The organism is Myxococcus sp. CA039A, assembly GCF_013336645.1.
In the GTDB taxonomy this organism is placed as follows: Bacteria; Myxococcota; Myxococcia; order Myxococcales; family Myxococcaceae; genus Myxococcus; species Myxococcus llanfairpwllgwyngyllgogerychwyrndrobwllllantysiliogogogochensis.
Genome location: NZ_JABUMQ010000316.1, coordinates 1 through 13230, shown reverse-complemented (window position 1 = coordinate 13230; position 13230 = coordinate 1). Strand labels below are relative to the sequence as shown.

9 protein-coding genes are annotated in these 13230 nt (G+C 68.2%); 2 read left to right on the top strand and 7 right to left on the bottom strand.

Translation table 11 applies throughout. The features are described from left to right. A partial coding sequence (locus tag HR086_RS37490) for a tetratricopeptide repeat protein (RefSeq protein WP_174468032.1) occupies positions 1–652 on the top strand: 652 nt, incomplete at its 5' end. Between the two features lie 200 nt (positions 653–852). On the opposite strand, the gene HR086_RS37485 is transcribed toward HR086_RS37490, so the two are convergent. From HR086_RS37485 to HR086_RS37460, 6 genes are all read right to left on the bottom strand, one after another. Beyond that, positions 853–2820, bottom strand: a complete 1968-nt coding sequence (locus HR086_RS37485) for an ArsA family ATPase (protein WP_174456608.1) — start codon at positions 2818–2820, stop codon at positions 853–855. Positions 2821–3109: 289 nt separating this feature from the next. Beyond that, a complete protein-coding gene (gene nla6 / locus HR086_RS37480) occupies positions 3110–4555 on the bottom strand; it encodes an enhancer binding protein Nla6 (protein WP_141644773.1) in 1446 nt (481 codons plus the stop codon). A 78-nt stretch (positions 4556–4633) separates the two neighbouring features. After that, entirely contained in the window at positions 4634–5254 is a 621-nt protein-coding gene (locus tag HR086_RS37475; protein WP_371746092.1) for a sensor histidine kinase, read from the bottom strand. Between the two features lie 259 nt (positions 5255–5513). Beyond that, positions 5514–5966: a cytidine/deoxycytidylate deaminase family protein gene (locus HR086_RS37470; RefSeq protein ID WP_141644775.1), complete on the bottom strand. Its 453-nt coding sequence runs from the start codon at positions 5964–5966 to the stop codon at positions 5514–5516. A gap of 63 nt (positions 5967–6029) precedes the next feature. Then, the gene (locus tag HR086_RS37465; protein WP_141644776.1) at positions 6030–6902 is read right to left on the bottom strand and encodes a serine protease; all 873 of its coding nucleotides are present in this window, start codon (positions 6900–6902) and stop codon (positions 6030–6032) included. A 124-nt stretch (positions 6903–7026) separates the two neighbouring features. Continuing rightward, positions 7027–9273 carry a PrkA family serine protein kinase gene (locus tag HR086_RS37460; RefSeq protein WP_141644777.1) on the bottom strand — a complete coding sequence of 749 codons (2247 nt, stop codon included), beginning with the start codon at positions 9271–9273 and terminating at the stop codon, positions 7027–7029. Between the two features lie 337 nt (positions 9274–9610). On the opposite strand from HR086_RS37460, the gene HR086_RS37455 reads away from it, so the two are divergent. Continuing rightward, positions 9611–11131, top strand: a complete 1521-nt coding sequence (locus tag HR086_RS37455) for an Hsp70 family protein (RefSeq protein WP_141644778.1) — start codon at positions 9611–9613, stop codon at positions 11129–11131. Positions 11132–11146: 15 nt separating this feature from the next. On the opposite strand, the gene HR086_RS37450 is transcribed toward HR086_RS37455, so the two are convergent. Further along, positions 11147–13150 carry a response regulator gene (locus HR086_RS37450; RefSeq protein WP_174456610.1) on the bottom strand — a complete coding sequence of 668 codons (2004 nt, stop codon included), beginning with the start codon at positions 13148–13150 and terminating at the stop codon, positions 11147–11149. Positions 13151–13230: the final 80 nt, after the last annotated feature.

Sequence of the window (13230 nt, the reverse complement as noted above, 5' to 3'; positions counted from 1 at the left end):
CCCTGCCACCCCGGCGCCCCCCTCCGCGAAGGGCCTCAACACCGAGGGCTTCCGCCTGTACCGGGCCGGCCGCTACCCGGAGGCCCTGGAGAAGTTCCAGGCCGCCGCCAAGGAAGACCCGGCGTACGCCCTGCCCCGCTACAACGCCGCCGCCACGCTGGGCGTCCTGCGCAAGCAGGGCCGCGTGTGCGAGTACGGCGCCCATCGGGACGTCATCGTCGAGCACCTCTCCCAGGCGGTGAGGCTGGACGCCCGGCGACTGGCCCGCGCCCGCCAGGACGCCGACCTGGACGGCATTCGCGACACGCTGGGCTGGCAGCGGCTGCTGGGCCGAGTCCCGGAGCGCGAGGCGGACGTGCCCTTCCTGCTGCGCACCGTGGCCTGGTACGGCCCGGGCGTCGGCGTCCTGGGCAGCACCCGGGGATTGCGCTTCCTCACCCGGGGCAGGGCCGTCCTTTGGACCCGCTCCGTGGACGCGGAGGGCAAGCCCCAGCGAAGCGAGGTGTCCGGGACGTATTCGGTGACCGGCCGTCAGGTGGAGCTGCGCCTCAAGGGACAGGCACCCCGCACGGGCACGCTGACGGAGGCAGGAGCACTCACCTTCCCCGAACTCGGAACGTTCACCGACGCGCCCTCGGAGTGCGACGCCTGAGACGTCCCGCGTCCGAGTGCTGACCAGCCACCACTTGGGATGACGGGGCTCGCACGCATACAGAAGCCCCACGAGAAGAGCGCTTGGTCCTCACGTGAGAGGACGCCAAGGTGCTCAGCGGGGGCGGACGGGAACGGGCCTCGGCGGGCGTTTCAGGTGGGAGGCCACCAGCACAATGGCGGGGCCCCCACCTCGCTGCTTCAGGCGGCCTTGATCTTCGCGGCCGGAGGAGACAGCGCGTACCACGCCGTCCGGAACGCCTTCAGCTCGCGCAGCCCGGCCGGGTGCCGACCGAGCGCCGGTGCCATGGTGACGGGCAGGCCCAGCTTCTTCTCGATGGCCTTCGCCGCGTTCAGCTCCAGCTTGCGGCGGTTCTCGCACTTCTCGCAGGTGGACTTGGGGCCCACGCGGTTGACGAGGATGCGCTCCACCGGGAGCTTCCTCTCCTTCAGGTACTCCACCACGCGCTCGGTGCGGGACGCGGCCAGCTCCTCGCCGCGGGTGACGACGACGAAGCGCGCCTCCGTGGGAGACGCCAGCGCCTCCTCGAAGCGCTTCGCGTGTTTGATCATCCCCGCGATGTCGTCCGCCAGCTCGCCCAGGCCCTTGGCCCGGTGCTTGTTGAGCACGGCGTGCAGCGCGCCCAGCCACGTCTTCGCCGTCTCCGCCAGCTCCACCACGCGCACGGAGTTCACCACCGGCGACGAGTCCACGACGATGCGCTTGAAGCGCTCCTGCACCAGCGCGTCGGTGAGCACGCTCATCGCCGCCAGCTCGTCGATGCCCGGGGGCGCGGACTCCAGCAGGTTGCGCAGGTAGAGCAGATCCGCGGGGACGTCGTTGCCCGCCTTGGGCGCGCCCTCGAAGGCCTTCTCCGCCTTCTCCTTGAGCCGCTTGCGCAGGGCGTTGAACCAACCCGCCATGTCCAGCTCGCGCGCGTACAGGCCCTTGGTGCCCTTCACCTGCGTCTCGGTGTCCGTCAGCCGGCTCTGGAGCACGTCCGACAGCGAGTGCGCCGGATCCGTGGAGATGAGGAGCACCGGCCCCTCCTTCTCCGTCAGCGTCACTGCGGCGGCGGCGGCGCAGGAGCTCTTGCCCACTCCGCCCTGCCCCACGAAGAAGATGAGCCGCGTGGGCGGCAGCGGCGGCGCGGCGATGGGCGGCATGGACGGCGCGCGCACCAGGGCCGGAGGGCCCTCCGCGGCGGCGAACTCCAGCGCCTTCGTCTCCTTGCCACCCGCCCACGCCTTCGCGAGCAGGCCCACGCCGTCCAGCCCGCGCGGCGCCACTTCACGACGACCCAGCAGGTGGACCGGCACGGCCTTGTCCAGCGCCTGGAACTTGCGCACGTGCGGCGCCTGCAGACCCCGGCGGCCCTGACACGCGGGACACCCCTCGCGGTCCTCCACCTGGTTGACGACGATCTCCGTCACCGGCAGCCCGCGCTCGCGCAGCTGGGTGAAGAGCATGCGCGTCTGCGCCTCGGGAACCGGCTCGGCCAGCGCCACCAGGTGGAAGGCGGTGCGCGCGGGGTCCTTCAAGAGCCCCAGCAGCTTCTCCGCCTTCTGCCCCAGCGCTTCCAGGTAGGTCGGCTCCGCCGCGGCGGCCTCCGCCTTCTTGCCCTTGCCCGTGGACGGCGCCGGCTTGTCGCCGCCCGCCTTCACCAGGCCCAGGAACTTGCGCAGCCCCACCGGCAGGTCGAACAGGCGCAGCGTGTGGCTCGTGGGCGAGCAGTCCACGACCACCCGGTCGAAATCCTCACCCTCCAGCAGCGACACCACGTGGAAGAGCCCGACCAGTTCCTCCAGCCCGGGGACGGCCTGCTGATACAGCGAGCCCAGCTCCTCCTCGGAGAAGTGGGTGCCCTTGCCAGCGGCCTTCTTCAGCGCGGGCAGGTAGTCCGCCAGGAACGGCTTGAGCAGCGCGGCCGGCTCCAGCTCCAGGCCCCAGACGCCACCCTCACCCTTGCCCGCCACCAGCTTCGAGGGCTTCGCGGTCAGCTTCTTCTTCAGCAGATCCGACAGGGAGCGCACCGGATCCAGCGAAACGAGCAGCACCCGCTCCTTCGGGACCTCCTCCGACAACCGCAACGCGTACGCCGCCGCGAGCGTGGTCTTACCGACCCCGCCCTTGCCGCCGAAGAAGTGAAGAACTCGCGCGTCGCTCATTGCGTTGTGGCCTTCCTTGTGCCCCCCCGGCGGCACTCTGATGCACACTCCTGATTTGCCGAGAAGAAGGCGTCGGAGTTTGCCCGGTGCGTCGACCTGTACGGCCGGGCCATCCCTGTGGGTGGGAGTCGACCACAGAATCCCTTGTCCAGAGGTCAAAAGTCAAGAATTGACGCGGGGTTTCGCGGAGGGTCGGCCCCTCTCGGCACCTCCTGCCAAGGCCTTCTTGACCGCCCCTCCGAGCCGCTCCAACAGCGCGGAATCCGGAGGGGATTTCCTACCCGTCAGGTCAGCGAGCGACCAGGTTGTGGGCGCTCAGGGGGCCATCGCCTCCCTGTCCCCCCAGCGGCCCGTTGTCACGCGAGGGCCCGCCTTGCTGAGTGCGCGCCTCCGCCGCATAGCGATTGAGCTTGTTGTAGAGCGTCTTCTCGCTCACCCCGAGCACCTCCGCCGTGCGCGCCTTGTTGTTGCCATTGCGCTGGAGGCTTCCCAGGATGTACTCGCGCTCCACCGCGTCCAGGCTCAGGCCAAAAGGCAGCCGGAACGTGTGTCGTTCCGGGCCCTTGCCCGCCATGTCCGGCGGCAGGTGCTCCCGGGTGATCAGCTCCCCGTCGCAGAGGATCACCGCGCGCTCCACCGCGTTGCGCAGCTCGCGGATGTTGCCCGGCCACTCGTAGTTCTTGAGCACCTCCATGGCCTCCGGGTGCACCCCGGACACGCGCTTGGCTGAATCCCCTCGGAACTTGTCCACGAAGTGCTGGACCAGGATGGGCACGTCCTCGCGGCGCTCGCGCAGGGGCGGCAGGTGGATCTGGAACACGTTGAGCCGGAAGTAGAGGTCCTCGCGGAACCGCCCGTTCTTGATCTCCTGCTTCAGGTCGCGGTTGGTGGCGCACAACACGCGCACGTCCACCTCGAGTTCCACCTTGCCACCCAGCCGGCGCAGGCGGCTCTCTTCCAGCACGCGGAGCAGCTTGGCCTGCAGGTCGATGGGAATCTCTCCCAATTCGTCCAGGAACAGCGTGCCGCCGTGGGCCAGCTCGAACACGCCCGGACGGCGCTGATCCGCGCCGGTGAAGGCGCCGCGCTCGTGGCCGAAGATCTCCGATTCGATCAGCGTGGCGGGGATGGACGCGCAGTTGATGGCGATGAAGGGCTTGTCGCGGCGCAGGGACAGGTTGTGGACGGCGCGCGCCACCACCTCCTTGCCCGTGCCGGACTCGCCGCTGATGGACACGCTGGCCTTGGACGGGGCCACCTTCTCCACCAGCTCGATGACCTTGCGCATGCCCGCGGACTGGGCGATCAGGTCGGAAGAGCCCAGTTGCTTGAGGCGACGGCGCAGCGTCTGCACCTCGCGCATCGTCTCCTTCTTCTCCAGCGCGCGGTCGATGCAGACCTTGAGGCGCGCGGTGTCCAGCGGCTTGACGATGAAGTCATACGCACCCTCGCGGATGGCCTCCACCGCCGCGTCGATGGTGCCGCGGCCCGTGAGGAACACCACCGGACAGTCCGGCAGCTCTTCCTTGAGGTTGCGCAGCAGCCACAGTCCGTCGGTCTCCGGCATCGCCAGGTCCGACAGGACGACGTCCGGTCGAAACTCTCCGGCCTTGCGCAGGGCATCGTGCCCGTCGAAGGCCGTCTCGACCTTGTGCCCCCAGGTGCTGAGCATTTCCGCCAGCGCCTCGCACGTGTCGCGTTCGTCGTCCACGGCCAGGATTCGTGCGCTACCCAAGATGAAGACCTCCGGTACTGCGTCGTGACGCGAATGGGGGATGACTCTGAAGGAGAAGCCTGGCGCCCGGTACAGCCCTCAAGCGCGAGGAAAGATGAGCCGGCAGGAACCACCTCGGACGTGGAGGTCCACTCCCAGCTGGGCACAGCGCAGCCCCAGGGCCGCCACCACGTCCGCGTGCTCCGGAGCGCTGTCGCCCCCGGTGTCCTCCACCTCCAGCACCGCCACCGAGCCTTCCCCTCGCACCGTGACGCGCACCGAGCCCCCGCCTTCGGCCCGCCGGAAGCCCCGCAGCAACGCCTGGATGACGAAGAAGCCCAGCTCCGAGGTGTCCGCCAGGCGGACCAGCACGCCCGCCTCCACCGCCACCTGCACCGTGGCCCGACGCTTGCGTCCCTCGTGAGCCACCACGCCCAGCGCCCGCGTCGTCGCGTCCGACAGGTCCACTTCGCCCGCCGTGCCGCCCCGGGTCACGATGAAGTCGGAGAACTGCCGCAGGATTCCGTCCACGCGCTGGATCTGCTCGCGCAGCGCCTTGAGGTTCTTCTCCTGCGACGGCGGCACCTGCCCGGTCTCCGCCTTCAGCTTCTCCGACAGCACCTCCAGGTGGATGGCCATCGCATTGAGCGGGTTGCGGACGTCGTGCAGCAGGCTGTCCATCAGCGTCTGCACGGCGCCATAGCGGGCAGCGCCCACCACGGGATCCGTCGCTTCCTGGACACGCACCACGCTACTGGACACAGCCGTCGAGCTAACCAACGGAAACTCCTCGGGTTTTTCGTCTCCCTCTCCCGCCGCCACCCCACCGCCGGCAAGAGTTAGGGAGCCTGTTCCACAACGTCAACCCTGGGTCGGTAATTCTTGCCGGAAACGGCAAATTCCCGAGTGGAGTCAATGGCTTGGACAGGCTCCGGAGTGTTGTCCGGATGACGCTTCCCGAAGGGTTCCAGCAGGCGCTTCAGGTCGAGGACGCGGGAGGGCGCGCGGCCTCACCCAGGCCAACGAGCTCCAGCTTGAGCTGGGAGGCCACCTCGAAGATGCGAGGATCCCGATAGAACTCGCCGAAGACGATGCGGACGAGGCCCGCGTTGGCGATCAGCTTGAAGCACGGCCAGCAGGGGCTGGCGGTCGTGTAGATGGTCGCTCCGTCAATGGCCACGCCGTTGGTGGCGGACTGGATGATGGCGTTCGCCTCCGCGTGCACTGTCGCCACGCAGTGTCCGTTCTCCATCATGTGGCCCACGTCGTCACAGTGCGGCAGGCCGCGGATGGAGCCGTTGTAGCCGGTGGACAGGATGGTTCGTCCACGGACGATGACGGCCCCCACGTGCTTGCGATCACACGTGGCCCGCGTCGCCACCTGCTTGGCGATGTCCATGAAGTACTGATCCCACGAAACACGTCCCGACATCCGCTCGCCTCCTGGCCCGAGCAGATGTAGCGCGCAGCGGACGGCTGTCGACAAAAAGGCGGCTCAGCGCCCGGCGGCGTGAGCGACGCCTCCCTCGCCAGGCAGGCTGCGTTCCAACAAGCGCCCGAAGCCCTTGGCCTGCAGGAACTGTCGCACCTTGGTGCTGGGCGCGGCGAACGTCTCGCCGGGCATGGGCACGTCGAAGCTGTAGCTCTCCTCACGCACCGCGAAGTCCACCTGCGCCGTGCGGTAGCCCTCCACGATGGCCAGCAGCCGGCCCGACTCCAGGCTGAAGATGCCGCCGCCCGACGCGCCGTAGCCGATGGGCGCGTCCGTCTTCACCATCCTCGGACGCCGGGACTCCCGGTCCCACTCCACCTGGGACAACATGCCGCCGGACAGCGACAGCGCGCGGCCATAGGGCGACGCCGCCACGACGACGTCCTCGCCCAACTCCAGCTCCGCCTCGTCCGCCAACTCCACCGCGGGCAACGCCAGCCCCGGCACCTTCACGAGCGCCAGGTCCAGGTCCGGCACCTGTCCGGTCGCCACCACCTGGCCCACGTGCGACTCCACATCCGCGCGGCGGTCCACCAGCACGTTCAGCGTGGGGGCCTTCAGGTCGTCCATCACCACCGCGTGCGCATTGGTGATGACCCACGCGACCACGCCCTCCGCGCTCCGCTCGGAGCCCACCACCACGCCGGAGGCCGTGCGCCTCACCTTGTCCGCCTCCGTGATTTGCAGGCGCACGTTGTGAGGGAGGATGCGGCGCACCATCTCCTTGCGCGTCGGCCTCGACGGCTCCGGCGTGGATACCCGCACCACCTCCGGCGGCGCCTGTGGCACGGGAGCGCTGGCGGGAGACGCGGGCGCACCGGCACACGATGCGAGGGCGAGCAGGGCGACGGGGGCGCCCAGGAGGAAGCGGGTCATCGACTCTCCGGGATGAAGGACGGCGCTGAGACTGCGAACTCGCTTGCGACGCCCATCTTCCCCACGCCCCATCCTCATTGGAAAGCAGGCGCCCTGCAGGGGCCGGTCGCCTGCCCGCCCGGCCTCAGGCGTAGCGCTTCTTCATCAAGAACAGGATGGCGTCCTTCGCGCAGTACTCGCAGTAGCCGTAGCGCTCCGCCATCGTCTTCAGCGTGCCCTGCACCTGCGTCTGCTCGCGCGTCGACAGCTGGTTTCGGTCCTCGGAGAGGTACTTGAGGACGTTCTCCTTGTTCTTGCGCAGCACCCGCTTGCGCTCTTCGAAGTAGTGGTCCCTCAGGCGCTTGAACATGTCCGGGAAGATGCGCGGGTAGTCCATCGCCAGGTCTGGATTGTCCAGCCGGTGCGCGCCGATGGAGGAGATGAGCCCGCGGCGGAACTCGGAGACCTCTTCTCCGCGTGGCATGACGATGGCTTCCACCTCCTGCATGCGCTGCTCGTCGGGCTTTTCCATCTCGCCGGTGATGCGGTTGCGCATCTTCTCGCCGCGCACCCAGTGGCTGACGCCCTGGATGTAGCGCTCCACCAGCTCGCGATACTGGCCCTCGGAGACCAGGCCCATGGACTCGCGCACCTCGGTGTCCACGCGGTCCAGGTACTCCGCCTCCGCCACGCGCACGAACTCCTCATGGTCGTGGTAGCCGTCCACCACTTCCTGGAGCAGGAACTCGTAGACGCTCTTGTCCTTGCAGATGGCCTCCAGCTCCTCGAGCACCGCCAGCCCGTTGAGGCACTTGTAGTCGGGGTTCTGCGCGGCGTTGAACAGCGCCGTCTTGATTTCGCGCGCGCTCGCGCCCACACGCCCCTCGTAGTTGGGGTACGCGTCCGACTCGGTGAACAGCTCCTCGCGCAGCTTCCTCAGCTCCTTGGTGTTGGCCAGGCTGAGCCGGTCCGGCGGCGCGCCCTCCTCGTACAGGTGCAGCTTCTCCACCGGCGTGACGTGGTCGATGAGTTCCTTCACGTCGCTGGGATAGCGGTCCGGAATGGGCTTCTTCAGGCGCGTGAGCACGGCCCACATCGCGGCCAGCTCCGTCGCGTGGGGCGCCACGTGTTTGCCCACCGTCGTCGCGGACACCTGCGCGTCGTAGATCTGCTGCTCGGTGCGGTAGCGGCGCAGGTAGGGCACGCGCACCAGCTCGATGCGCCCCTTGAACGACGCGAAGTCCGGCAGCTCCTTGAAGGCGCCCAGGTGTTTCTCGTTGGACGACGCGATGAGCACCTCGTCCAGCTGGAGCACGAACGGCTCCAGCGGCACCTCGCTCGTCTCGCTGAACCCCAGCAGGTACTTGAACGCCTCCAGCGGGCGCTTGAGCAGGTCCGCGTACTCGATGAGGCCCCGGTTGGCGTGGACGAGCGGCCCGTGTGGCTCGAACAGGACGGTGCTGTGCAGCGGCGCGGGCACGTTGAGCTGGGTGCGGTCCGCGGTGATCTGCTGGACGACGGCGTCCACGCTCATCTGCGGCTCCACCGTCACCGTGGCCACCTGGTAGCGGCGCGACACGTAGAAGCGCTCCACCTGGACGTGGCGCATCACCTTCAGCCAGTCGCCGTTGTACGAGTTGAGCAGCGCCGTGTAGATGCGGCGGCACTTGGAGCACAGCTCTCCGTCCCGCACGTAGTCGGACAGGATGTAGTCCCCCGACTCCCCGTCCCCGGTGCCCAGCCCCTTCTTCTTCAGGGCCGTCTCCAACACCTTGCGCCGCTCACCCGGTGGCATGGCGAACATCGGATGATCCCGCAGCTCGCACGGCATGCGCAGGTCGATGTTCTCCGCGTCCAGATGCGCGAAGGTCGTCAGCTCCCCGTTGCCGTCCGTGCGCTCCCCGAAGCCGATGGAGCCCTTGATGAGCTTCTCCGAGGGGAACACCCAGGCGATGCGGTAGAGCGCCCCCTGCGGCAGCCAGGAGTACGTCTCCATGCCAGCCTTGAGCGCGTTGACCAGCGTGGACTTCGCGCTGCCGTTGGGGCCGTGCAGGAAGATGAGCTTGTTGATGCGGCCGGCGCGCACGAAGTTGCCGAGCACCCGGTAGATGGCGTTCTGCACCTCCTCCTGCCCCGCCACCCGGCCGTCCCGCCCGCTGCCCTCCGTGTTGAAGACCTTGAAGCGGCGAATCGTCCCCGTCGGATGCGGCACCGTCTCCGTGCCGAAGTGGTCCATCACGTCCCGGAGGTACTGCGCCGCGTTCCGCGCCTGGGCGCGCGGATCGTTGATGAAGAGCGACAGGTACTCCTCGAAGGACAGGATCGAACGGTTCTTGACGAAGTCGGCGTTCACCTGCGTGCCCACTTCCTGCAGATAACCCTTCGCGTCCACGGTGGCTCTCCTCGTACGGGTCAGTTCTCTCTAGTCAGGGGCCCGGCGCTCCGCAGCCTCCGTTGGCCTCCCCAAGACCTTTCCGCCCGGCCTGCTGGAAGTCCAGGCCCCTTTGCCGTCATGTCGTCCAGCCCACGGGCTCGGGCAGCCGGTTGCCCTCCAGGGAAGAGAGTGGCCGGGTTGGACTTTTCGCCCGACATCGTGCGGGGTTCCAGGGTTTTGCCAGGAGCCGACCGGAGGCGAGCGGGCGCGCTGGGTGTAAGCATACTCGCGTGGGGGCCGGGGGTGAGATACGGTCCGGACCTTCTCTTCGGTGCCCACCCGGAGTCCAAACACGATGCACAAGGAGCCCATCATCGGCATCGACCTCGGCACGACGAACTCGTGCGCGGCGATCGTCGAGGAGAGCGGGAACGTGAAGCTCATCCCCTACAAGGGCGGTGAGTACACCATCCCCTCCATCTTCGCGATTGACGACAAGGGGAACGAGCTCATCGGCTACGAGGCCAAGCGCCAGTGGCAGCTCAACCCGCGCAACACCGTCTACGGTGCCAAGCGATTGGTGGGGCGCACGTTCGGCAGCGACGTCGTGGAGACGATGAAGAAGGTCGTGGCGTACAACCTGCGCCCCGGCAAGAAGAACGAAGTCACGCTGGACGTGGGCAAGAAGGAGTTCACCCTCCAGGAAGTCAGCGCGAAGATCCTCGGGAAGATTCGAGAGGTCGCGTCCAACTACCTGAAAATGCCCATCAAGCGGGCGGTGGTGACGGTCCCCGCGTACTTCAATGACAGGCAGCGCCAGTCGGTGAAGGACGCCGGCAAGCTCATCGACCTGGACGTCGTGCGCATCATCAACGAGCCCACCGCGGCGGCGCTCGCGTACGGCGTGGGCAAGGGCCTGAAGCAGAAGGTCGTCATCTACGACCTGGGCGGCGGCACCTTCGACGTCTCCATCATCGAAATCCGGGACCGCGTCTTCGAGGTGAAGGCCACCGGCGGCGACGTCTTCCTGGGCGGCATCGACTTCGACAACGCCATCATCCACCACGTCCTGAAGGACTTCGCGGCCAAGACGGGCATCGACCTGGCCACGGACCCGGTGGCGATGCAGCGCATCAAGGACCTGGCCGAGCGCACCAAGATCGACCTGTCCGCGCGCGACGAGGTGCCGTTCAACATCCCCTTCATCACGATGACGTCCCAGGGCCAGCCCCTGAACATCGAGATGAAGTTCACCCGGAAGATGCTGGAGCAGCTCACCAACCACCTCGTGGACCGCACGCTGCAGATGGTGGCGCGGGTGCTGGTGGATTCGGGGCTGTCCACCAAGGACATCGACGAGGTGATGCTGGTGGGTGGGCAGACGCGCATGCCCGTCGTCCAGGACCGGCTGACCAAGTTCTTCGGCAAGCCGCCCAGCAAGGGCGTGCACCCGGACGAGGCCGTCGCCATCGGCGCCGCGCTCTACGCGCACTCGCTCCAGGACGACACCAACCTGCGCATCCAGCTGCTCGACGTGATTCCCATGGCCATTGGCCTGGAGAAGGCCGGTGGAGCCTTCCACGTCGTCTTCCCGCGCAACGCGCCCATTCCCAACGCCAAGCAGCTGCTGGCCACCACCAGCATGGACAACCAGACCGAGCTGGCCATGCGCATCTTCCAGGGCGACCACGAGATGGTGGTGCGCAATGACATGCTCGGCGAGTTCACCTTCTCCGGCATCCAGCAGGCCCGCGCCGGCGGCGTGCAGGTGGAAATCACCTTCGATGTGAACATCGAAGGCATCCTCACCATGCGCGCCAGGGACCCGGCCACCGGCCGGGAGATGAACACCACCGTGCGAGTGACGCAGAGCTGAGCGCTCCGCCGTCCCCTACCGGGACGGCAGCGCCGCCAGTCCCTGCTCGCGCGTCTCCTCACGCTTCTCCGACACGACGAACGGCGTGGAGTCCTCGGGCGTCACGTCCCGGGGCCCCTCGCCGCGCAAGAGTTCGAAGACGGTGAGCGACGTCGTCGCGCCGTGCAGCACCTGCTCTCCCTGCGGCGCGTAGACGAAGGACTCCCGGGCGCGCTCACGCGTCCTGTCGCTGAGGAGCACCTGCCCTCTCCGGGCCAGGCCCGCGAGCTTCGAGGCGGTGTTCACCACCTCGCCCAGCACCGTGTAGTCGAGCCGCCCGGACGCCTTCGCGCCGATGCTCCCGGCGACGAGGTCTCCCGAGTCCAGGCCCATGCAGACACCATGCGCGTAGGGCGCATGCGCGCCGCCGCGAGTGGCCAGGGTCTCCAGCTGACGGCGGATGGACAGACACGCCTCCAGCGCCTGGTCCACGTGCCCTGGCCCTCGGAACACGGCCATCACAGCGTCCCCCACGAACTTGTCCACCGTGCCACCGCGCGCGAGGATTTCCGGGACAATGGCCTCGAAGTTGGCGTTGAGCCGGCGCAGCGACTCCGGGGGCGCCTGCTGGCTGAGCACGGGCGTGAAGCCATCCACGTCGATGAAGACGACGGTGCCCTCCACCCACTCGCCCGACATGTCCTCCGTGCCCTGCAACATCGGAGGAATCCGCTCCAGCACCCCCCCGGGGACGAACATGCGCAAGAGGCCGTTCTCCTCCGTGTAGCGCACCGTGCGGCGCAGCTCGCGCACGTGCTTGAGCGTCTTGATGAGCGTCGCCTCCATGTCCGGGAAGTCGATGGGCTTGGTGATGAAGTCGAAGGCCCCCCGGTTCATCGCCGTGCGCAGGTTGCTCATGTCTCCGTACGCGGAGACGATGACCACCCGAGTCAGAGAGCTGACCTCGCCCACGCGGGACAGGAAGGTGAGCCCGTCCATCCTCGGCATGTTGATGTCGCAGAGCACCACTTCGGTGTCGGGATTCTGGCGCAGCTCCTCCAGCGCCTCCTCGCCGTCCGACGCGAAGAGGAACTGGTACACGGAGCGGCGGATCTGCTTGCGGAAGCTCTGCTCCATCAGCACCGCGACGTCCGGCTCGTCGTCCACCACCAGCACCTTCGCTGGCCGTGACGGACGCCCCGCCTCCACCCGCGCGATGAAGTCCGAGGACAGCTCGTGCGCGGACTGGTAGCGCCGCGAGGGCTCAACGTCGAGCGCGCGCGCGAAGAAGGCGTCGACCTCCGTGCCCAGCCCGGGCACCAGCGTGGACGGCGGCACGGGGGCCGGAGGCACGTTGCCCAGCCGCAACTGCCGCAGCGATTCCAGGGGGAACGGGTGCTGGCCGGTGAGCGCGCGGTAGGCCACCACGGCCAGGGCCCACAAGTCACAGCGGTGGTCCAACCGGGGCGACAGGCCGCGCAGCTGCTCGGGGCTCATGTAGCGCGGCGTGCCCGCCATCTCCTCGTCCGGATGGGGCTGCGCGTCGCCTCCCTGCGTCAACAGGGCGAGCCCGAAGTCGAGCACCTTCACCAGCTCCCCCGCCGTGCTGCGCGAGAGGAAGAGGTTGGCGGGCTTGAGGTCCCGGTGGATGACGCCCGCGGCGTGCGCGGCGGTGAGCGCGCGGGAGGCCTGCGTGAGCAGCCGCTCCACCATGGCGAGCGACAGCCTTCCGCGCCGGTTGAGCAGCGCCTCCAGGTCCTCGCCTTCCAGCAGCTCCATGACGATGTAGGGCTCGTCACCGGAGAGGTCGCAGTCATGGACCTGGATGACGTGTGGACTCTGGAAGCGGGCGATGGCCTGCGCTTCCCATTCGAACTGGCGCAGCGCGTGGGGGGTGGGCGCGCAGTGGCTCGCCATCAGCTTGAGGGCGACCAGGCGCTGGAGCTTGGGATCCCTCGCCACCCACACGGTGCCCATTCCACCGCCCCCGAGCACCCGCTCCAGGACGTATCGCCCGCCGATGACGCGTGGCTGAGACATGTCGTGTTCGTTCATGTTTGTTCGCCCCGAGCGGCGGGATGATGGCACATGGGGTCCACACCCGGTACCCCATCCCGGTC

Excerpts from the sequence above, each read along its gene's own strand:
- HR086_RS37485 (WP_174456608.1), bottom strand. The coding sequence starts at position 2,820 with ATGAGCGACGCGCGAGTTCTTCACTTCTTCGGCGGCAAGGGCGGGGTC.
- HR086_RS37470 (WP_141644775.1), bottom strand. The coding sequence starts at position 5,966 with ATGTCGGGACGTGTTTCGTGGGATCAGTACTTCATGGACATCGCCAAG.
- HR086_RS37465 (WP_141644776.1), bottom strand. The coding sequence starts at position 6,902 with ATGACCCGCTTCCTCCTGGGCGCCCCCGTCGCCCTGCTCGCCCTCGCA.
- HR086_RS37455 (WP_141644778.1), top strand. The coding sequence starts at position 9,611 with ATGCACAAGGAGCCCATCATCGGCATCGACCTCGGCACGACGAACTCG.
- HR086_RS37450 (WP_174456610.1), bottom strand. The coding sequence starts at position 13,150 with ATGTCTCAGCCACGCGTCATCGGCGGGCGATACGTCCTGGAGCGGGTG.